The organism is Mesorhizobium huakuii, from assembly GCF_014189455.1.
GTDB lineage: Bacteria > Pseudomonadota > Alphaproteobacteria > Rhizobiales > Rhizobiaceae > Mesorhizobium > Mesorhizobium huakuii_A.
The window spans coordinates 497,427-516,291 of the sequence record NZ_CP050296.1 but is presented as its reverse complement, the minus strand read 5'-3'; the positions used below and the strand labels follow the sequence as shown (position 1 = coordinate 516,291).

The 18,865-nt window shown below is 61.3% G+C and carries 20 protein-coding genes and 1 pseudogene; 17 read left to right on the top strand and 4 right to left on the bottom strand.

Going from position 1 to position 18,865, the window contains the following annotated elements; genetic code table 11:
• Positions 1-151: 151 nt before the first annotated feature.
• The 3 genes and pseudogenes from HB778_RS02540 (at position 152) to HB778_RS02530 (ending at position 2,822) form a co-directional block, all read left to right on the top strand.
• Complete coding sequence (locus tag HB778_RS02540; RefSeq protein ID WP_183461223.1) at positions 152-448, top strand: YciI family protein; 297 nt, start codon at positions 152-154, stop codon at positions 446-448.
• Between the two features lie 81 nt (positions 449-529).
• Positions 530-1,304 (top strand): annotated as a pseudogene (locus HB778_RS43400) (SDR family NAD(P)-dependent oxidoreductase).
• A gap of 144 nt (positions 1,305-1,448) precedes the next feature.
• Positions 1,449-2,822 (top strand): NAD-dependent succinate-semialdehyde dehydrogenase, encoded by a 1,374-nt coding sequence (locus HB778_RS02530; RefSeq protein ID WP_183461221.1) that lies wholly within the window; start codon positions 1,449-1,451, stop codon positions 2,820-2,822.
• A 294-nt stretch (positions 2,823-3,116) separates the two neighbouring features.
• On the opposite strand, the gene HB778_RS02525 is transcribed toward HB778_RS02530, so the two are convergent.
• Complete coding sequence (locus tag HB778_RS02525) at positions 3,117-4,121, bottom strand: aldo/keto reductase (RefSeq protein WP_183461219.1); 1,005 nt, start codon at positions 4,119-4,121, stop codon at positions 3,117-3,119.
• Positions 4,122-4,367: 246 nt separating this feature from the next.
• Positions 4,368-4,670, bottom strand: a complete 303-nt coding sequence (locus HB778_RS02520; RefSeq protein ID WP_183461217.1) for a hypothetical protein — start codon at positions 4,668-4,670, stop codon at positions 4,368-4,370.
• Between the two features lie 273 nt (positions 4,671-4,943).
• Between HB778_RS02520 and HB778_RS02515 the strand changes: the two genes are divergently transcribed.
• Together HB778_RS02515 and HB778_RS02510 are read left to right on the top strand one after the other, a co-directional pair.
• The gene (locus HB778_RS02515; protein ID WP_183461214.1) at positions 4,944-5,177 is read left to right on the top strand and encodes a hypothetical protein; all 234 of its coding nucleotides are present in this window, start codon (positions 4,944-4,946) and stop codon (positions 5,175-5,177) included.
• 117 nt (positions 5,178-5,294) lie between these two features.
• Positions 5,295-6,404 carry a PAS domain S-box protein gene (locus tag HB778_RS02510; RefSeq protein WP_183461211.1) on the top strand — a complete coding sequence of 370 codons (1,110 nt, stop codon included), beginning with the start codon at positions 5,295-5,297 and terminating at the stop codon, positions 6,402-6,404.
• A gap of 45 nt (positions 6,405-6,449) precedes the next feature.
• On the opposite strand, the gene HB778_RS02505 is transcribed toward HB778_RS02510, so the two are convergent.
• Positions 6,450-6,683 carry a DUF378 domain-containing protein gene (locus tag HB778_RS02505; protein ID WP_183461203.1) on the bottom strand — a complete coding sequence of 78 codons (234 nt, stop codon included), beginning with the start codon at positions 6,681-6,683 and terminating at the stop codon, positions 6,450-6,452.
• A 119-nt stretch (positions 6,684-6,802) separates the two neighbouring features.
• Positions 6,803-7,048: a DUF982 domain-containing protein gene (locus tag HB778_RS02500; protein WP_183461201.1), complete on the bottom strand. Its 246-nt coding sequence runs from the start codon at positions 7,046-7,048 to the stop codon at positions 6,803-6,805.
• Positions 7,049-7,465: 417 nt separating this feature from the next.
• Here HB778_RS02500 and HB778_RS02495 point away from each other — a divergent pair, with 417 nt between their 5' ends.
• The 12 genes from HB778_RS02495 to HB778_RS02440 all read left to right on the top strand — a co-directional run bounded on the left by HB778_RS02495 (position 7,466) and on the right by HB778_RS02440 (position 18,352).
• Positions 7,466-7,630 carry a hypothetical protein gene (locus HB778_RS02495; RefSeq protein ID WP_183461200.1) on the top strand — a complete coding sequence of 55 codons (165 nt, stop codon included), beginning with the start codon at positions 7,466-7,468 and terminating at the stop codon, positions 7,628-7,630.
• A gap of 719 nt (positions 7,631-8,349) precedes the next feature.
• Entirely contained in the window at positions 8,350-9,702 is a 1,353-nt protein-coding gene (locus tag HB778_RS02490) for a tyrosine-type recombinase/integrase (RefSeq protein WP_183461198.1), read from the top strand.
• Positions 9,703-10,258: 556 nt separating this feature from the next.
• Positions 10,259-10,465 (top strand): hypothetical protein, encoded by a 207-nt coding sequence (locus HB778_RS02485; RefSeq protein WP_183461196.1) that lies wholly within the window; start codon positions 10,259-10,261, stop codon positions 10,463-10,465.
• Positions 10,466-10,691: 226 nt separating this feature from the next.
• Positions 10,692-11,156, top strand: coding sequence for a ProQ/FINO family protein (locus HB778_RS43395; protein WP_183461195.1), 465 nt, complete (start codon positions 10,692-10,694; stop codon positions 11,154-11,156).
• Positions 11,153-12,184 carry a PriCT-2 domain-containing protein gene (locus HB778_RS02475; protein ID WP_183461193.1) on the top strand — a complete coding sequence of 344 codons (1,032 nt, stop codon included), beginning with the start codon at positions 11,153-11,155 and terminating at the stop codon, positions 12,182-12,184. The genes HB778_RS43395 and HB778_RS02475 overlap by 4 nt, the downstream gene beginning before the upstream one ends.
• Positions 12,184-12,414 carry a hypothetical protein gene (locus HB778_RS02470; protein WP_183461191.1) on the top strand — a complete coding sequence of 77 codons (231 nt, stop codon included), beginning with the start codon at positions 12,184-12,186 and terminating at the stop codon, positions 12,412-12,414. The genes HB778_RS02475 and HB778_RS02470 overlap by 1 nt, the downstream gene beginning before the upstream one ends.
• Positions 12,411-13,706 carry a primase-helicase family protein gene (locus tag HB778_RS02465; protein ID WP_183461189.1) on the top strand — a complete coding sequence of 432 codons (1,296 nt, stop codon included), beginning with the start codon at positions 12,411-12,413 and terminating at the stop codon, positions 13,704-13,706. Before HB778_RS02470 ends, HB778_RS02465 begins: the two co-directional genes overlap by 4 nt.
• Positions 13,707-14,400: 694 nt before the next feature.
• A complete protein-coding gene (locus HB778_RS02460; RefSeq protein WP_183461187.1) occupies positions 14,401-14,586 on the top strand; it encodes a hypothetical protein in 186 nt (61 codons plus the stop codon).
• Positions 14,522-15,244: a helix-turn-helix domain-containing protein gene (locus tag HB778_RS43390; RefSeq protein ID WP_432421229.1), complete on the top strand. Its 723-nt coding sequence runs from the start codon at positions 14,522-14,524 to the stop codon at positions 15,242-15,244. Before HB778_RS02460 ends, HB778_RS43390 begins: the two co-directional genes overlap by 65 nt.
• Before the next feature lie 390 nt (positions 15,245-15,634).
• Positions 15,635-16,516 carry a hypothetical protein gene (locus HB778_RS02450; RefSeq protein ID WP_183461182.1) on the top strand — a complete coding sequence of 294 codons (882 nt, stop codon included), beginning with the start codon at positions 15,635-15,637 and terminating at the stop codon, positions 16,514-16,516.
• Positions 16,517-16,608: 92 nt separating this feature from the next.
• A complete protein-coding gene (locus tag HB778_RS02445; RefSeq protein WP_183461180.1) occupies positions 16,609-16,953 on the top strand; it encodes a hypothetical protein in 345 nt (114 codons plus the stop codon).
• A gap of 394 nt (positions 16,954-17,347) precedes the next feature.
• On the top strand, positions 17,348-18,352 hold the full coding sequence (locus tag HB778_RS02440; protein WP_183461178.1) for an SDH family Clp fold serine proteinase: 1,005 nt from the start codon (positions 17,348-17,350) through the stop codon (positions 18,350-18,352).
• The last annotated feature ends 513 nt before the right edge of the window (positions 18,353-18,865 follow it).

Here is an 18,865-nt window from a genome sequence, read left to right as displayed (position 1 = left end):
CTGCCCAGATCGCGGCTTTCATCAAAGGCACACAGAAAGTCTGACGGCGCTCGCGTCGCAGGATCATCAAACGCGCTTTTCCAGCTATCGCCCTATCCGGCATCGCACGGCTGTCAGACGCTTTGCGTTGCCATCCTGCCAGGAGACAAAGATGAAGTACTACCTCTGCAAATACATACCGCCGCGTGCCGATTTTCTGGCAACGATGACCGCCGCCGAGCGTGAATGGATGGGCGAGCATGGCGTTTTCTTAAATAGGTTGCTCGATCAAGGCCTTATCGTCGCCCACGGCCCCGTCATTGACGACACGGGAGGCTATGGGGTGTCGCTTTACCAAATCGCCGACGATCAAGATATTGCTGCCCTAACATCGGAAGATCCGATCGTGAAGAATGGCGTCGGCCACTATGAGCATTACACTATGCTTAGTCTCAAGGCGCGTGGCTAATATCTCCATCCAAACAGACCATGCACGGCTCACCAACACGCCCTGCAGATCGGCTTTGACAGCCTAACTTAGGAAAACACCATGAGTATCGCACTTGTAACGGGTGCCTCCAGCGGCATCGGCGCCACCTATGCACGCCGTCTGGCCGCTCGCGGCCACGAGCTTGTCCTGGTCGCTCGGGCGACCGACCGTCTAAACGGGCTGTCAGCCGAACTACGTGAGGCGTACGACGTTGGTATCGAGGTGATCACTGCTGATCTGACCGACAGCGCTCAACTTGAACCGGTCCTGCAACGCCTTCGCGCGGACCCGCCGATCGACATACTCATCAACAATGCCGGCGCAGCGTTGAGCGGCGATTTCGCAGCCGCCGCCCCCCGCAGATATGGACAAACTGATCCGGCTCAATGTTGTCGCCCCTACCTTGCTCACATCAGCTGTCATCGGCGGCATGGTCGCACGGGGGGATGGCGCGATCGTCAACATCGCATCCGTCCTGGCACTGCTGCCCGAATACGCGCACGGCGTCTATGCGGCAACGAAGTCCTATGTGATGACCCTGACGCAGAGCCTTGCGGCCGAAGTGGCTTCGAAAGGCGTTTATGTGCAGGCTGTGCTGCCGGCCGCCACGCGAACGGAAATCTACGATCGCGCCGGTGGCGACATCAACAACGTCCCAAACGTCATGGAGGTTGAGGATCTGGTGGATGCAGCACTCGTCGGGTTTGACCGCAAGGAACTGATCACGATCCCGCCAGTGCCTGACATTGCGGCCTGGGAGGCGTTCGAGCAGGCGCGTGGGATTCTCGCATCTGGCTTTAGCAATTCCCAGCCCGGGCCCCGCTACCGCCCCTGAACGAAGAGCGTCGAAGCCCAAATGTGGGGCGCCGCCGCGACTTAGCAAGCTGCACTTTAATCACCTTGAAGGGCCCAGCCTCGGCGTCCGGCTCTGAGGCTTCGTTGCGCTCACGCGTCTATTCGACATCCAAAGGAGAATTCGATGGCTTACAGAACCCTCAACCCCTTCACAGAGCAAAAAGTTCAAGAATTTCCCGAACATACCGACGCCGAAGTTGAGGCAGCGCTGGCCAAGGCACACGCTCTTTTCAAGTCTGACTGGTCCACCGGTGATCGCGCGCCCCGCCTTGCGATTCTCGACAAACTCGCGGGGTTGATCACCAAGAACCGCGACAGGCTTGCCAACACGATGGCCGAGGAAATGGGCAAGCCATTGCTCCAAGGCCAGATGGAGGCCGATCTATGTGCCGATATAGGACGGTATTATGCTGATCGAGCCACCGAGATGCTGAAGCCGCAGCCGGTCGACAGCAATGTCGGTGAAGGCTGGGTTGAGTTTCACCCAGTCGGCGTGCTGCTTGCGGTGGAGCCATGGAACTTCCCCATCTACCAGCTTATCCGTGTTGTCGCGCCGGCGATCGCGGTCGGCAATCCCGTGATCTACAAGCACGCCAGTATCGTGCCTCAATGCGCTGCCGTGTTTGCAGATTTGGTTCGTCAGGCCGGTGCACCCGAAGGCGCTGTGACCAACCTGTATATCTCTTCCGCGAAGGTTTCCGAACTGATCGCAGATGACCGGATCCAAGGTGTCGCTCTTACTGGCTCAGAGGGGGCCGGCAGCCAGGTCGGGGCGCGCGCCTCCGAGAAGCTGAAGAAATCAACCCTTGAATTGGGTGGAAGTGACGTTTTCGTGGTTCTTGACGATGCCGACCTCGGCAAGGCGGTTCAAAGTGCCGTTATCGGACGATTGGCCAATGCTGGCCAGACGTGCAGCGCAGCCAAACGCTTCATCGTCCAGCGCTCGATCGCGGACGTCTTTACCGACGCCTTTGTTGGGGCGATGCGCGGGGCAACCATGGGCGACCCGAAGGACCCGCAAACGCTCCTCGGGCCAATGGCATCGCGTGAAGGGCTGGACGGGCTCAGCCGTCAGGTTGAGGAAGCAGTTGCGAACGGCGCGACCGTTCTGACTGGTGGCAAGCGCGCGGACTATACAGGATTCTTTTACGAACCGACGGTCCTGACCGATGTGAGCCCGGACAACCCCGCCTTCTATCAGGAGTTCTTCGGCCCAGTCGCACAGCTTTTCGTGGTCGACGACGACGATGCGGCGGTGGCGCTTGCCAATGACTCGAACTTCGGCCTCGGCGGGAGCATCTTTTCGGCGGATATCAAACGCGCGCGCAGAATGGCATCACGGATCGAGTCCGGCATGGTCTTCATCAACATGTGGACAACGTCGCGACCCGAGCTACCGTTCGGCGGGGTCAAGCGGTCTGGCTATGGCCGCGAACTCGGCGACGCCGGGATCAAGGAGTTTGTCAACCGCAAGCTGGTCGTTGTGAGCGCCGAGTAGGCCACCAAAGCCGTGTCAATCATGGAATGACGCCCAGGCTGATCAAATCCACGACGTCAAGCGTTGGTTCGCATGACTGCGAACCAACGCGCGGCAGCCGCGGCAGCGATAAAGCCGCAAACTGTCCGCCCCGAAACGGAAAGCAACCTTTCGGCGATCGGAGGCAACCAGCTGACTAATCCTGTCCCTATGGCCTGCTCAATCCCGATATTAATCGGAATCAGGCCTTCTCAGCGTTTGATTGTGGTTTTTTCAGAAAACCGGCTTCACTTTCGGAATCAAGCTCCGAGCGCGCTACCGGTCGACCATCGCCATGCCGCGTTCGCCATAGCGGGGGCCGGAGATTTTTCCTGGCGCCAGCGCCTCATCGAGCGCGGCCATTTCGGCGGCGTCGAGTTTCAGTGAAGCGGCGGCGATGTTCTCCTCCAGATATTGTCTGCGCTTGGTGCCGGGGATCGGCACGATGTCGACGCCAAAACCGTTGCCCTTCCCAAGCAGCCAGGCCAGCGCCACCTGGCCGGGTTTGACGCTCCTAGCGGCTGCGAGGGCGCGCGCCGTGCCGGCCGCCTCGACATTGGCGTCGTAGTTTTCGCCCTGGTAGCGCGGGTCGTTGCGGCGGTAGTCGCTCTCGGGATAGTCCTCGGCGCGCTTGACGTCGCCGGTGAGAAAACCGCGGCCGAGCGGCGAGAATGGTACCAGGCCGATGCCGAGTTCGCCGAGCAGCGGGATGATCTCCGGTTCCAGATTGCGCTCCCACAGCGAATATTCGCTCTGCAGCGCCGAGACCGGAAAGACGGCATGCGCCCGGCGGATGTTGGCGCTACCTGCCTCCGACAGTCCGAAGAAGCGCACCTTGCCTTGCGCGACCAGTTCGCCGACGGCACCGGCGACATCCTCCATCGGCACATCAGGGTCGACGCGGTGCTGGTAGAGCAGGTCGATATGGTCGGTGGCGAGCCGGCCGAGCGAGGCTTCGACAACCTCGCGGATATGTGCGGGCCGGCTGTCGACGCCGCCGACCTGCTTGCCGTTTTCGATGCGGAATCCGAATTTGGTGGCGATCGTCACCTGGTCGCGCCTGCCTTTCAGCGCCCGGCCGAGCAGTGCCTCGTTGGTGTGCGGGCCATAGACCTCGGCGGTATCGAGGAAGGTGCAGCCAAGTTCGATGGCGCGGTGCAGCGTGGCGATGGATTCAGCCTCGTCGGCCGGACCGTAGGACTGGCTCATGCCCATGCAGCCGAGGCCAATGGCCGAAACGTGCAGCCCCTGGCTGCCGAGTTTTCGTGTGGCGAGGGTCATGGTGGAGGCTCCGGTTGGGGTTTTGCCGCACCATATAGAGCGCGCGCCCGATTCCCAAAGGTGTTCGGAGCTGTCTCAATCGACTGTGATCGGGCGACTGTGATCGGGCGACTGTGATCGGGCGACTGTGATCGGGCAATGTGATCGAGGCGCGAGCCACCGGGTCGGTCCCCGGCCGGAAAGCGGTCCGGCGTTTATTCGCGTGTTGGAAGCGGCGCAGCGGTTAGGAGCCGGGTCAGAGCGGCACTACTGGATCGAGACCGGCTGTGAGAAGGCGGGCGCGCTGATTGCAGGTTCCTCAGCATCAATGCCATTTCCCGGCAGCGCCAACCCATTGCTCAAGGCGTCGAATTCGATTGCCGCGCCAAGCAGCTGGGCAGCCTGGAGAACCAGATACTCTATGTCCTCGAGGGCGACATTTTCGGCCAGATTTTGGACCCTGACCTGTTCGGCGGTCACCGTGATGTTGACGATGCCTGCCGTCTTGAATGCCCTCTGGACCGCTGAATTGACGTCATCGCGCAGGCGCTTGGAGTAATCGTACCGCATCGAAACCTCCCGAAGGGAACGGTTTTCTGTTCAGGTTGGAGCATGCGCCCGGCGCGCCGGCCTGGCAAGTGAAAATTTCATAATACCCAAATAAAATCAGTTAGTTAGGATAGTTACAGGAATGTGCATCAAGCATTCGATACGCATCCTGAGTTTGATGCGTGGAGCGCTCACTGGCAGGTCTTGACGCGTAATGAGCGCTATCCTAATTATAAGGTAAATGAGTTAGATACTAACTCACTGTATTTTTAGTCCTGAGCGAGGAGCGCGCACATGGCTGAACTCGAACGCCCCGAACGACTGCAGATCATGCTCACCACCGACGAATTGGCGGCGCTGGAAAACTGGCGCTTCGAAAAGCGCATGCCAAGCCGCTCGGCCGCGGTCAGGGAGCTGTTGCGGCGCGGTCTTTCCTCGGACGGATTCCTGACGGCCGAGCAAGGCGTCAAATCGCAGGAGTTCGGCGTGCTGCCTGACGATGAAGGTGCGAAGCCGGCCAGCCGATGAGGGCTCGCGGCATGATGCGCTGCCTCGTGGCGCATCGCCCGCAGCAATTCTTTTGCCGGCGATTGCCTTCATCCGCCAGCGCGCTAGCTAGTGGTGATGGCGGAATTCCGGGCGGTGATGACGGATACCAAGGGCAGTGACAGACTGGACACGCTCGCCGACGGGCGGCTCGCCGCGATTGTCGATTCCTCCTTCGATGCGATCATCAGCAAGGATTTGAACAGCATTATCACCAGCTGGAACATGGCGGCCGAACGCATGTTCGGCTACAGCGCCGAGGAGGCGGTGGGCCAGTCCATCCTCATGCTCATCCCCGACCACCTCAAAAGTGAGGAGACCGAAATCATCGGCAGGGTACGCGCCGGCGAGCGGGTGGCGAGCTATGAGACGACGCGAAGGCGCAAGGATGGAGCGCTTATCGCCGTCTCGCTGACGGTTTCGCCGATCAAGAACGCCGATGGCAAGATCGTCGGCGCCTCGAAGATCGCCCGCGACATTTCCGCCGCCAAGGAGAGCGAGCGCCGCATCAGGCTCTTGATGCGAGAGGTCAACCATCGCGTCAAGAACCAGTTCGCGGTCATCCTGTCGATGGTCAGGGAAACAAGCAAGCGCTCGAGCGACCCGCGTGAGTTCGAGGAACTGATCCGTGCCCGCATCATGGCGCTGTCGCGCTCGCACGATCTGCTCGTCACCTCGGAGTGGGCCGGCGCCAGTCTGTTCGACCTGATCCAGGAGCATTTGAAGCCGTTCGGCCGCGAGGAGCAGATCCTGCTTTCCGGCCCGGTGCTGACGCTGCAGTCGAATGCGGTGCAGAATCTCGGCATGGCTTTCCACGAGCTCGGCACGAATTCGTCCAAATATGGCGCGCTGGGCAGCGAAGACGGCCGGGTCGAGATCACCTGGACAATCAACTCCGGCGCCCAGGGTGCCGGCGTCAAGACTGCCGGTGCACAGGGTTCTGGCGTTTCGGGTGGGCGCGAGTTCCAGCTGCTCTGGAACGAGACATCCACGCCTCATCCCGCCGAGCAGCGCGACGAGACCACGCGCCAGGGGTTCGGTACCGTCGTCCTGAAGCGTGTGGCGCCGCAGTCGCTGGGTGGCTCTGCCGAGCTGGAGCGCTCGCCCGGCCGTCTCAACTGGCGCCTCAACGCGCCGCTGGCATCGATCATCGTGCCGCAAGCCGGCGTCGATGCCGATGGCGACGCCGCGCTGGGCTTCGGCATCTGAATGCCGCGTGGGCGGCGGGTTTTTCCGCCGCCCCCGGCTTACCAGTCACCGATGATGTGGGAGATGCCTTTCGGCATCGACTTCTCCAAGGGTGAAGCTCTGGAAGCCCGGCATGAGCTGCCATATGGCTGCAAGGCCTATGATCACATAGGCCAGGCGGGCCAGCATGGCGCCCCCAAAGGCTGTGCCGATTACGTCATAGCCGGTCACACCCATTGACAGAAAGTTGAGACCGCCAAGGATGATGAGGGCGAGCGTGACGAGGTTCATGATGCGCATAAACGCCTCCTGATGTTGCCTGACAAAAAGACGTCTGCAAAAAAACGCTTGCCGTTTCAGACGGTTCCGTTGATCACGAAATTGTGAACAGCGGTTGCGGTGCGTGAATACGGCTCGGCCTACTCGACCAGTATGTGTGCCTCGCGCGCGGCCTCGATGAAAGCCTCCCTGGCGATATCGGGAGACACGTCGCCGCTTGTCGCGCGGCGGCAGGCGCGCAACGCGGATTGATGTTTCAGGCTGCCGGCGTCGCGCCAGTGTGTCGTCAGCAATTCGATGGCCTGCTGTGTGTTGGACAGATTGCGGGTGGCACCGGCCACACCGACCGAAACCACCACGGGTTTGGAAAACCAAGCTGTTTGCATTGGAACCTCGGCAGCGTGAGGACAATAACGCCCGCGTCAGCGCACGGTTCCATCTCCGCCGTCACTGTCGCGCGAGGCTGAGGGAGCTTGTCGGCGGCGAAGGCATCCGATGTGCCGCAGGCCGCGGGCGCCGGTCCGTTCGATCGGAGCCGGCTTGATGGAACATTAGTCATCTCTAATAGTTATGTTTGTCAGCAGGGCAGGGGCATCCCCTGCTGAAGATCGGGTCTCCGATCGGCCCGCGCACCTCTGGCCGAGAGCGCGAGTTTTTCGGCCCGACTTGGGGGCGGCCCGGCGCACACTTCGTTGGGAAAGCAGTGCGCCGGGCCTACGGCGTGGGGCGGCTGCCGGCTGATTGTTATATGCGGTATTGCTAATATAGCTGAAGCATTCAAATGAAGGAGGTGAGAGCCATCGATGTCTGAAAAGCCGGCCACAACCTATGTTGTGAGCGTCTTTGAAAAGCCGATGTGGCGTACGGTCTTGACCACGAAGGACAAAACCAAGGCTTTCGCCCTCGCGAAAGAGATTGGCGACAAGGTGCGGGTCGAGGAGATCACGCCGAAACCAAAGGAGCGCTGAGGCGCCCGCCAGGGACCGGCCTCGGAACATGAGCCGGCGCCGACAGTTGCTTTTGCGGCAGGGGTTCCAACGGCCCGGCAAGTCCCGCGATCCCTAGGGGCGCGCCTGCCGCTGCCGTGAATGGGGCGGCTCTACCCGAGCGCCAAGCCTGATTCATCCATATATTGCGATTGGCTAAAGTAACGGAACGTCCAATGGACGATACCGGAACCAAAGCGGTTACGTCAGACCTTTGCGTGGAGCGCCTAAGACCTTGGTCCCAATAGGAAAAGCCCGCCATAGGAGCGACCTGCGGCGGGCTTTTCAAGTGGCTACATCCCAAAGGAATCGACCGCTTGTAGTGGTACTGTGAACTAAGTGACCGCGTTGGCCTATGGTGTGATCGCGGAAGCCAGGCCCCAGGACCCGGATTACAAATACGGTGGGGGCGCTTGCGAGGCGGCTATCCGCGAATCCGTTCAGGCAATTCGCAGACGTTTGTTCAGTGGGTATTCGGCAGAAAGGCAGATTTGGAATCCAGCGATCTGGTTTTTCTGGTTCCCGCTCATGGGCTCGAACCACGATTCACGCCTTCAAAGGGCTTAGAACCAATCCAGCTACGTCCAGCCCTATTCAACGAAAGCCCGGAAATCCTTGGCTTCTATGCAGGTGCGCTCGTGCTTGTGTATCCCTGTCCAAGTGCGTATATTGGACAAATTGTTGGACAAGGGAGCAAAGCAGTGGCCAAGCGGGTAAGAGACGCGCAGCTCGAAAGCAGGACGGCACGAGCTAAGCTCGCTCAGCGGGGCAAGCCTTATTACAAGGCGATCGGCGCCGGCCTGCACGTCGGCTACCGCAAGGGCAAGACCGGCGGCGTTTGGGTCGCGCGGGTGTACATCGGAGACCAGGACTACCAAGTTCAGAAAATCGGCGTCGCCGACGACGCCCGCGACGCGGACGGCACGGCCGTTCTGGACTTCTGGCAAGCGCAGGCTGCGGCTCGGGCGTTCGCTACTGCTGTTGAGACGCCGTCGACAGCCGACGCGGCGCCGCTCACCGTCGCCGACGTCGTCACCGCCTACGTTGCAACCCGCGACGCCCGCGACACCCGCCGTAGGGCGCGCGCCATTCGCTCTGACGCAAGCCGCCGTCTGTCGCGGTACGTCCTGGGGCAGGGCAAGCGGGGTCTCTCTGAAGCCGTCCCGGCCGCGCCGCTGGCGGCCATAGCCATGGCATCGCTGACCGAAGATGACCTCAAGGCATGGCGCGCTGGCTTGCCGGCGTCGCTGGCCGAGACCACCAAGCGCCGCCTTTCGAACGACCTTAAGGCGGCACTGCATTTGGAGCGGAAACATATGCCGGCGACGTTGCTCGTCGGTTCCGGGCTGAAGTCCGACGTTGACAGTGACGACAGCGCCGATGTCGCAAGAGACAATCAGATCCTGAGCGACGCGGATGTCGTGCGCCTGCTCGTGGCGGCGCGGCAGGTCGACGCCGAGCTAGGCTGGGATGGCGACCTATACCGGCTTGTGCTCGTGCTGAACGCCACGGGCGCGCGTTTCAGCCAGATCGTTCGCATGCGCGTCAGAGATTGCCAGCTGACCGAGGCGCGGCTCTTGGTGCCCAGCAGCCGCAAAGGCAAAGGCAAGTCCGGCGCGATCACGATCCCGGTTGAGCCGGCGGTTATCGACGCCCTGCGGCCGGTCGTGACAGGCCGCGCCGGTGACGCACTGCTGCTGGAGCGCTGGCAGTATCGGCAGCCTTCCGGCGGCATCAAATGGGAGCGGAACGGGCGCGGGCCGTGGCAGACCTCCAGCGACATAGCTAAGGCTTGGAAGGCAATCCGCGAGCGGGCAGGTATGCCGGACGTAATCGCCTACGCTCTGCGTCACAGTTCGATCGTGCGCGGTATCGAAGCCGATCTGCCGATCCGGCTGGTTGCGGCGCTGCACGATACGAGCGTCGTCATGATCGAGAGGCACTATTCCAAGCATATAACGAGCGGCCTCGAAGATCTGGCGCGGAGGAAGATCGTCCCGCTGGCGCCGCCGCCGCAGGCGGGCGACAATGTCGTGCCGCTCAGGAAGGGATAAGACCATGACCATCTACACGGACCTGCCCGTCGGCAATACTTCGCTGAGCGAGTACGCAGCTTACGACCCCTACCTGCAAACGGGGAAAACAACGGGAAAATCAAGACGTGCTGATCGCCGTCGGGGCGGCAGCGGTGGCAATCATCGCGCTCGTTCTTTACGCGCGTCTGGTTCGGTCGCTGCTCCGTGCCACACGCGAGGGTGCGTTGAACCTGGCCGCGCTGGGGTCTGCGAGCTTCGCGGGGCCTCGCAGCGAGGGCAGAAGGCATAGCCCGTGAAGTGAAGCGCCGAGCTGACCAGTAAGCGAACCACCTACGATCTACCTGCGAATTCCTGACGCCCGCGGCTTTAACTGCCGCGGGCGTTTCCGTGTGCCTGGCAAGTAATTTTATGGTGCCTGTCAAGCACCACGAAAGTAAATGTAGTACCTGACCCCGTGAAGACTTGACGGACTGGCTATAATCATGGTTATCGTAGTGCACAAATACACACAGAGGCGCGGAGCCCGCGCCGCATCATAGGAGGCATTCAAGCCGAAAACAGAGGACAAACCAAAATGGATACCGAAGTAGTTGCCAGGGATCCGTCAATTGACGGCTTTTGCCGTCGCATGCACCTTTCCCGTTCGAGTTACTACAATCTCAGGGCCTCCGGTTTTGGCCCGCGCGAGTTCAAAGTTGGCAAATTGGTGCGTATTAGCGCCGAGGCTGAAGCAGAATGGGTGCGCGAGCGCGAAGCAGCGCGCAATGACCGTGCCGCCTAACGAAAAACCGCCGCTTGCGAGGGTGCAAACGGCGGGGCTTCGTTTTGTAGGCTTAGCAGTATCAGCGCTAGGAATATAACCCTAAGCCCCAGCCCGGTCAACCTCGCGACGGCCCTTCAAGGACCGATCGCCATGCAATTACCCAAAATAAGTCAGGACGCAGTATCGCGCGCCGTGATCGGCGCTATAGCCGGCTGGTTCGCCGTTTGCGCCGTGCAATCCCTGCTTGCCGCCCTCAAGGCGGTGCTGCAATGACCGCCGGACGCGCCATCGTCAGAGCCTGGGAAAAAAGGCATACCCGCTCGCGTTCGATCGAAAGAACGCACGCCCCCTCAAGATCGGGATCCGCGAGGACATGCTCGCCGCGGGCCACGGCGCTGTCGAGGTAAGCGTCGGCTTGGGCTGGTACACGCGCCGCCAAAACTACGGGAAGCGGCAGATAGAGGGGGCGGTTCGCGTCGATCTCGCCGGCCAACCGGCGGGCACCGTCACCGCAGCCCAGGCCGCGCACGCCGCAAAGGCGCTTGTACGGCGAGCCGCCAAGGCAGGCGAGCCAGCGCCAGAGCCTCCGAAGGCTCCAACCTTGCAGGACAGCCTGTCCGCGCTACGTGAGGCCGCCCGCGGTCGCCGCGAAGGCAAATCTACGGGCCTGCCTGACCCGGCGTACGACCAGCTCGGGAGTGTGTCATGAGCGGGTTCTTCCTTACGCACGGGTCGCGCCTCGTCGAGCTGGGTTTCGACATCGTCCCGATAAAGCCGGGCACGAAACGTCCGAACCGGTTCGGCTGGCAGAAGTACGACTTCAACGCTCTTCCCGCCGCTATTCTCGCCGCGCCGCGACACCCCCGCGCCCTTAAAATGCCTCGTGAAGCCTACTACGGCGTTGGCGTGAAAACCAAACGCTCGTCGGCCGTCGACGCCGACACGCCGTCGCCGCGGCTGGTAGATCAGGTCGCCGACTGGTGCGCGGCCAACATCGGGCCGACGATCGCGCGCATAGGACAGCCGCCGCGCGAGCTGTTCCCGTACAGAACCGATGAGCCGTTCCGCAAGGTGAAATCCGACACGTTCGTCTCGCCGGACGGCAACGAGCACAAACTAGAGGTACTCGCCGACGGTCAGCAGTTCGTCGCCTATGCGATCCATCCCGGCACCGGCCAGCCGTACTACTGGCCGGATCAGGGGCTGATCGACACGCCAAGGTCGGCGCTGTCGGTCATGACGCAGAAGCATGCTTTCGCGCTGGTCGACTATTTCAACGCCACATGCGCGGCCGCTGGCTGGACAAGGAAGGCCCGCGAGCAGCGCTCGACGGCTCGCAGGACGGCGGCCGATCCGCACGCGCCCTTGCCTCTGCTAGCCGCCGCCATGTCGGTCATGTCCATCTATCCCGAGACCTACGATCGCTGGATCGCCATAGGTGCGGCGCTCTACCACGCCACCGACGGCAGCGCAGAAGGGCTCGAGCTCTGGGACGCCTGGTCGACGAAATCCGACACATACGACGGCGCCTGCCACAGCAAGTGGGAGACGTTCGCGGGCGAAGCCCGGTCGGGCGCGGGAACCGTGTTCTTCTGGGCGGACAAGTCCAGTCCGAGCTGGCGCAAGCAGCCCGACGTCTCGGCCATGTTCGACACGCTCAGGGCAGCTAAACCAGACACATTTATCGGGGCCGCCCTACAGCAGCGCCTGAGCGAAATCATGAAGGAAATAAGATAGTGACGCACACCCCCACGGCCGAGCTGAAGAAAGAATTCAAGGCGGCATACGAGAAGGCAATCGAAGAGCTGTCATGGCTGACTGGCGCCGAGTTCGATCTCGTTCGCAACACGGTCCGCGACACATACAAGGTGCACGCCAGCACGATCAAGGCGGCGGTCAATAGACTGCGCAACGCCCGCCGTGCCGAGAAGGAACGCGCCGCGGCGCGGCCGGCGGCCAGTCCATGACGGTCGACGAGTTCGTCGCCTACCTGCCGACGCAAGCGTTCATCCATCTGCCGACCATGGAACCGTGGATCGTCGCAGCCCGTATCGACGCGCAGGTTCCGCCTATAGCGGTCGACGACGGCGAAGGCGGTACGCAGAACCAGTCGGCAAGCAAATGGATGGAGCGCCACCGGGGCGTTCAATCCATCACGTGGATGCCGGGCGAGCCGGAGCTCATCAAAGATGTCATGATCACCGCCGACGGCCCCATCCGCAAGAAGGGCAGCATGACGCTGAACAGATACCGGGCTCCGACGATCGCGTACGAACAAGGCGACGTAACGCCATGGCTGGACCTCCTTGACAGGGCATATCCCGACGACGCGAACCACATACTGGCCTGCCTGGCGCACCGCGTGCAGCGTCCTGGCGACAAGATCAACCACGCGCTGGTGCTGGGTGGCGAACAAGGCATCGGTAAGGACACGATCCTCGAACCTGTTGTGTCGGCAATCGGGGTCGGCAACTTCGCGGAGATCGCACCCGACGAACTCATGAGCCCGTGGACCCATTTTGCGCGCAGCGTCATCTTGCGGATCAATGAGGTGCACGACCTGGGCGAAACCAACCGGTTCACCTTTTATGACCGGTCCAAGCGCTACTGCGTTGCACCGCCTAGCACGCTGAAGGTCAACGAGAAGCACTTGCGGCAGTACTACGTGCAGAACGTGTGCTTCCCGATCATGACGACCAACCACATGACAGATGGCATGTACCTGCCGGCGAACGACCGGCGGCACTACGTGGCTTGGTCGAAGCTGAAGACGGTCGATATCCCTGCCGGCTACTTCAAGCGGCTCTACAGCTGGTACGAAAACGGTGGTGACGCAATCGTTGCCGACTATCTCGCCAACCTGGACCTTGACGCCATGGGCTTTGATCCGAAGGCGGCACCAGTGAAAACGGAAGCTTTCTGGGCTATCGTAGGCGCCTCGGCGGTGCCCGAAGACGCTGAGATGGCCGATGCGCTGACGGCGGTCGAGAACCCCGCAGCGGTCACCCTGTCCATGCTGTCGAAAGCCGCACACGATGCCCGCAACTACGAATTCGGGAGATGGCTGCAGGACCGCGGCAATTCGCGAAGAGTGCCGCACCGATTGGAAAGTTGCGGATACACCGCGACGCGCAACCACGGCGCTACAAACGGCTTGTGGACGGTGAACGGCAAAAAGCAGGTGATATACACGCGCAGCGAGCTGACGCCGCAGCAGCGGCAGAAGGCGGCCGAAAACTTAGCAAATACTGGGGCTTAGCGATGCATCAGCAGCAGCAGTCAGGTAGTGAAGGTAGTGAAAGTAGTGATCTCGTATTGCACCCCCTCCAACTATATTCTCCTCTTCTGCCAGCCTAAAAAACATCTGGCAGAAGAGATAGAAAAAGGAAAAGAAATATGTATCTACCCCCCGCAATGCGCGATCACTACTTTCACTACTTTCACTACTTTCACTACCTTCACTACCCGCCGTTGCCCTCGGTGCCTCGAATAACCGGCGAGATCGAGCGGCCGCAGACAGCTCGAAAAGGACCAAGACAGTGAGTGATGTAATCGACCTCAAAGCCGCCCGCGCCCGCCTCCGGCCGGAGCCGAAGGTTAGCAAGCCAAAGCCGGCGCCAAAGGTGCCGAAGCGGCTGCAGAGGCTCCTAACGCAGCCGAGTGCGCGTTGCTTCTGGCCTGGCTTACTCACCCCGAGCGTTGGGTGATGCTGACCCACGTCGAGAGCCGTATCGTAGTTGCCTTGCGCCGCTCTCGCGGCGTGAATGCGCGCGACGCTGCCAAGCTCGTCAAAATGACCCAGAGGCTACGGCGATGCTATGCCGTGCCGCCACCATGGCCGGGTACCGAGCCGCCGCCACCGCAAACGCTCTCCGAACTTACAGCCGAGCAGGATCGCGAAATCGCCATAGCTCTTATCCGGTCCCCTTCGCTAGGTAGGCCAAAGGTGTAAGATGAAAACCGGGACGCTGGACGAGCTTCTTAGCGACATCGTCGCGGATCTGTTTCTCGCACCGGCGGCGGCGGCGGCCAAACCTGCCGCCGCGCCGGATGCCGAGCTGAGGCGACTACTGGATGAGGTCGAAAAGCGGCTTGGGCCGGCAGTCGTTAAACCGCCGCGAGCCCGCGAAGATGAGTGAGAGAAGACCCACGGACGCAACGCCTGGAGCCGAACCGCCGTCACCGCCAACGTCACCGCGAGCACGGCAAGCAAACCGTAATGCCGGAACGGCTCTGGCACACCCTAAACGCGTGACGCTCGCGCACACCCCCGCGCGCGAGACTTCGAGGCCCGGAAACAGGACCGGGAAGGGGTACTTCACGGCTGGTAACCCCGGTAAAACTACCGGTTACCGATCTGAAATCGCCGTACCGCTTGCCGAGGCCGGCATCACGCAGGCAGCGATAGCGGCCGAGGTAGGCTGCGACGCGCGAACCGTTGAGCGATGGCGCGCCAAATACCCGGAGTTTCGTGCAGCGCTCGTGCGGGGCCTCCAGGCGCGTGCAGCCTCCCAAGCTGCCGAAGCCCAGCGGCAAGCTGCCGAAGCCGGTAGACCGGCACACGAGGCCGCTCTGGCGTTGAGAGAATTAGTTGAAGAAGCGCACCGGCTTGCCTCCGCCAAGCCGCCCGAGGTGCCCGCCGACGCTGACGAGCACCTCAGACGCCTCTCAGAGCGCCGCGCCGCCAGGCAGGCGACTGCGGGGCACGAGGAGCCGCAAGAGCCGCAAGAGTGGCAAGGAGAGGCGTGGCAGGACGGCGAGCCCGTTGAGCTTGACGACCCCCGTGCCGCTTGGTGATTGGTGACTTTTTTGTCCAAACCCAGTGCTACGCCTTGGTAAGGCGCAAAATTGGACTTTGCTGGGCATAGAAAAACTAACAAAAACAGTGCCGTAGTGATGGGCGCGTGGTATTCTGTCCAACAACTGTACCATTCGAAGGTCCACCGTGCCCGCAACCAGCGCCCTGGCAGCCCCACAAAACGACCACGGCAGAACCTGAATGGCTGTCATCGTAAAAAGCTTGACACAGGTCGCCCCGCAGCCGGGCGTTGCTGACAGGGCGCTCGACGACGCACGTTCCCCCGGCGGCGACCCCGCCGATGCCTTGGCCGAACATGCCGCGCGGTGGTTTACCCAGGACCTTGCCCGCATTTCCGCTTTCCTCGCAACCAGACGAAGGGTGAGACCATGAAAACCCGGACCACCGAAGCCCAGGCCGACGCCGACGAGCAAGCCGCTTTCGCCGGCTTATACGAAAGTAAAAGCGGGCGCCTTCCCGAGAATTCGGCAGCCGTGGGCGCGGCAGCGCCGGTGCAGCCGGCCGATGGCGATGAGCGCGGCATAGCGGCGCTTACCGAACAGCCCTCGACCGAATTCAAGACCTATGGCCCGGGCGAGGTGACCCCGCTGGACGAGCTGCTGCGGCCGGCCGAGACCACGCCGGCCGTAGACGCCGCAGCGTTGGCTGATGAGGTGGCGCGGCGGCAGGCCGTGGTCGACCGGCTCGAAACAGACGTCGCGAAAACAAGACAGCGCCTTTCGGATCTGGACGGCAGCCGGGCAGATGTCATTCTGAACGGCGGCGATCTCGACGCGCTGCACAGCGGGCTGCGAGACGCTGAGCAGATGATCAAGACCCTCGAAGCGGGGCTTGCGCCCGCGCGGGCCATGCTTGCGAAAGCCCAGGCCGCCGCCGGCAAGGCGGCGTTGGAGAGGCAAGCTGCGGCGGCCAGGGATGAGCACTACGGCCCAGCGGCGGAGGCTTTGCAGACCATGTACAAGCTGCTGGCCGGCGTCTGCCACAGCGCAATGGTGCTCGACGAGCACACGCTTGCCATCGAGGGGATGAACCAGCAGGCGCTTGGAAACGACCGCCGCGACCTGGTCATCGACATGGACATCCTGCGCCGCGCCGTACTCGACACAATCGGCACCCAGCATGTCGGCGTCGTGGTTCCTGTTGTCCGCACAGGCGAGACCGACGAGGCGTTCGAAGCCAGGCTATGGTCCGTGGTTGCCTCAAATTCAGGGGTCGCACCGAACGGCAAAAAGAGCGTGGCACGACCGTGAGCCCGGCTGTAGTTGCCGAGTGCCGCGCCATCCACGTCGAACGGCGCGCGAACGAGGGTGACGATGGCTACAGCGCTCGCCGGTGGGCCGCGGTGGCCAGCGCCTTGCGTTTGCAGCGTGCCAACTGCGAAACCGAGGCCGACCACCGCGAACGGTTGCGCTACGCGCTGGCAAGGCGGCTGAACGTCCATCGCAAAGGTGAGAGCGACGAGGCCTACCAGCTGCGGCTTGCAAACGCACATAGCGCACTTGTGACGGCGCGCGAGCAATCGAATCCGCTCCGGGCGGTCGGCGAAAAAGCCCTTGCCGTCATCAAGCGGCATGCTCTCGGTCTCGAAAAGATCGCGCTTCATCGCCAACACGCGGAAGTACGGGAACTCCGTCCGATGCCCGGCGACGCCGACGTCACGCGGCGCTACGGCCGCCGGAGCGACTAACCCGGCCGCTGGGTTCAAGGGATGCAATGAAGGGCGGAGAGGCAAGCCCTGCTCCTCGGCAAGGTCGTCATGACCATTTTCGGCAAAGTCCAAATCTTCCCGTCGCTGCTTCTTCTCGCGGCGTGCGTTCACGACCGCCCTGGTCAACAACCCGCGCAAAGTTTGGTGCAACCATAACCAGGCGCGCCGGCCGTCGATCGCCGCGACGACATTGGCCGCCGCTTTCCTGATTGGCGTTTCGGCAATGTGGATCTCGGATATCCTGTTCGACATGATCGTGCGTAAGTTCAAGCCGGTGGAAGAAGAGTGACAACAAACCGGGCGCCACAACACGCGCCGTCCGTTTGACAAAACGGGGAATGTAGATTGTATTCCTCCGATCTGGGGGGATTCTATGGCATTTTCAGCTAGGCGAGCGATCTACAAAAAGATCGAGGCGGAGCGGAACACAAAAGTCATTGCCTATATAACTAGCGACCGTCAAGGTGCGGAGACTCAGATCGGCGCCGACTGCGTGGACCTATTTGTCGATGTCTTAGATAGGATCGGCCCAACGCCGAGGATATCTCTGCTACTCCATACGAACGGCGGGAGCACCTCTGCAGCTTGGCGGCTTGTAAATCTCATTCAATCGTTTTGCGACGAGTTGGAAGTGCTGATCCCGCTGAAGGCTATGAGCGCCGGGACGCTGATATCGCTCGGCGCCAGCAAAATCGTTATGACGAAGCAAGCTGCTCTTGGACCGATTGACCCCAGTTTGACGCATGCGCTTGGCCCGCAGATTCCTATGGGAAATCAACTGGCTCGCATCCCGGTTAGCGTCGAAGCGGTTCGCGGTTATCTAGACGCAGCAACCGAGGATCTCGCGATCAAGAGCGATGAGACGCTCGGCAACATACTCATGGACCTTTCAAACAAGGTGCATCCCCTGGTCCTGGGTGAGATTTTTCGCTCCCGCGCTCAAATCCGCTTTTTGGCGTCAAAGCTCCTCAACGAGAATGTGCAAGATTCGGATAAGGTCCAAGCGATAATAGATTTCCTGTGTGCCGATTCTGGCAGCCATGATTATACGATCAATCGACGTGAGGCTGCCGCCCTTGGTCTCCCGATCGAAAAACCAAGCGACGACTTTTACGCGATATTAAAGAAGATACACAAAGACTTCGCCTTAGAATTGAAACTTTCGGAGCCTTTCAACCCGTCCGTAGAACTTGCAGGCAATGCCGTAACGCAGTATCGATTGGTTCGAGGCTTGGTAGAAAGCACTAGCGGCGGTTGCCACGGGTTCCTGTCGGAGGGAACTCTGACAAAGTCTCAAATGCCGAATCCGGCGGCGCCACATCTCGTGATGGAACAAATAACCGATCAGCGGGATTTTGAAGGATGGAAAGCGATATGAGAATTCTCGGCGTAGGCACCGACGCAACTCTGTCATATCGTGAAACGTCGGCAGTCTCTACCACCCGGATGGACAATACAGGTGATCTCGGCTCCCTCGTGACGATAATGCGCGATTCCGTGATTATTTTATCGCAAGGCCAACAAAGAGACGCCAGCGTTCCCAAAAGCCCTGGAGGCGACCTGAGGACTGTTGTTCGCTAGCAGTCGCTCTATGGGGGAGGGCTGATTTCGCGATTCATCACCGTTCGCTTTGTCAGGCTCGAAACCACCCCTCCAGCCCTCGTTTACCTATGCTGGCTGATCCTAGCACCCAGACCCTGGCCCGCTGCCGAAAGATGGCGGCAATTTTAGCGTTAGCTTGACAACCGTCATCGCCCGAAGGCACCTTGGCGCAGAGGGAGAACCAGGGGGACAACCATGAAGAAGTACGAGAAGCCGACACTCATCAAGCATGAGCGCCTTTCCGAGGTCACTGCGCAGGTAGTGACATCGAGACCTGCCGCCTGACGAC

Coding starts and splice junctions, on each gene's coding strand:
- HB778_RS02540 (WP_183461223.1), top strand. CDS start 152: ATGAAGTACTACCTCTGCAAATACATACCGCCGCGTGCCGATTTTCTG.
- HB778_RS02530 (WP_183461221.1), top strand. CDS start 1,449: ATGGCTTACAGAACCCTCAACCCCTTCACAGAGCAAAAAGTTCAAGAA.
- HB778_RS02525 (WP_183461219.1), bottom strand. CDS start 4,121: ATGACCCTCGCCACACGAAAACTCGGCAGCCAGGGGCTGCACGTTTCG.
- HB778_RS02520 (WP_183461217.1), bottom strand. CDS start 4,670: ATGCGGTACGATTACTCCAAGCGCCTGCGCGATGACGTCAATTCAGCG.
- HB778_RS02515 (WP_183461214.1), top strand. CDS start 4,944: ATGGCTGAACTCGAACGCCCCGAACGACTGCAGATCATGCTCACCACC.
- HB778_RS02510 (WP_183461211.1), top strand. CDS start 5,295: ATGACGGATACCAAGGGCAGTGACAGACTGGACACGCTCGCCGACGGG.
- HB778_RS02505 (WP_183461203.1), bottom strand. CDS start 6,683: ATGCGCATCATGAACCTCGTCACGCTCGCCCTCATCATCCTTGGCGGT.
- HB778_RS02500 (WP_183461201.1), bottom strand. CDS start 7,048: ATGCAAACAGCTTGGTTTTCCAAACCCGTGGTGGTTTCGGTCGGTGTG.
- HB778_RS02495 (WP_183461200.1), top strand. CDS start 7,466: ATGTCTGAAAAGCCGGCCACAACCTATGTTGTGAGCGTCTTTGAAAAG.
- HB778_RS02485 (WP_183461196.1), top strand. CDS start 10,259: ATGGATACCGAAGTAGTTGCCAGGGATCCGTCAATTGACGGCTTTTGC.
- HB778_RS02475 (WP_183461193.1), top strand. CDS start 11,153: ATGAGCGGGTTCTTCCTTACGCACGGGTCGCGCCTCGTCGAGCTGGGT.
- HB778_RS02465 (WP_183461189.1), top strand. CDS start 12,411: ATGACGGTCGACGAGTTCGTCGCCTACCTGCCGACGCAAGCGTTCATC.
- HB778_RS02460 (WP_183461187.1), top strand. CDS start 14,401: ATGAAAACCGGGACGCTGGACGAGCTTCTTAGCGACATCGTCGCGGAT.
- HB778_RS43390 (WP_432421229.1), top strand. CDS start 14,522: ATGAGGTCGAAAAGCGGCTTGGGCCGGCAGTCGTTAAACCGCCGCGAG.
- HB778_RS02450 (WP_183461182.1), top strand. CDS start 15,635: ATGAAAACCCGGACCACCGAAGCCCAGGCCGACGCCGACGAGCAAGCC.
- HB778_RS02440 (WP_183461178.1), top strand. CDS start 17,348: ATGGCATTTTCAGCTAGGCGAGCGATCTACAAAAAGATCGAGGCGGAG.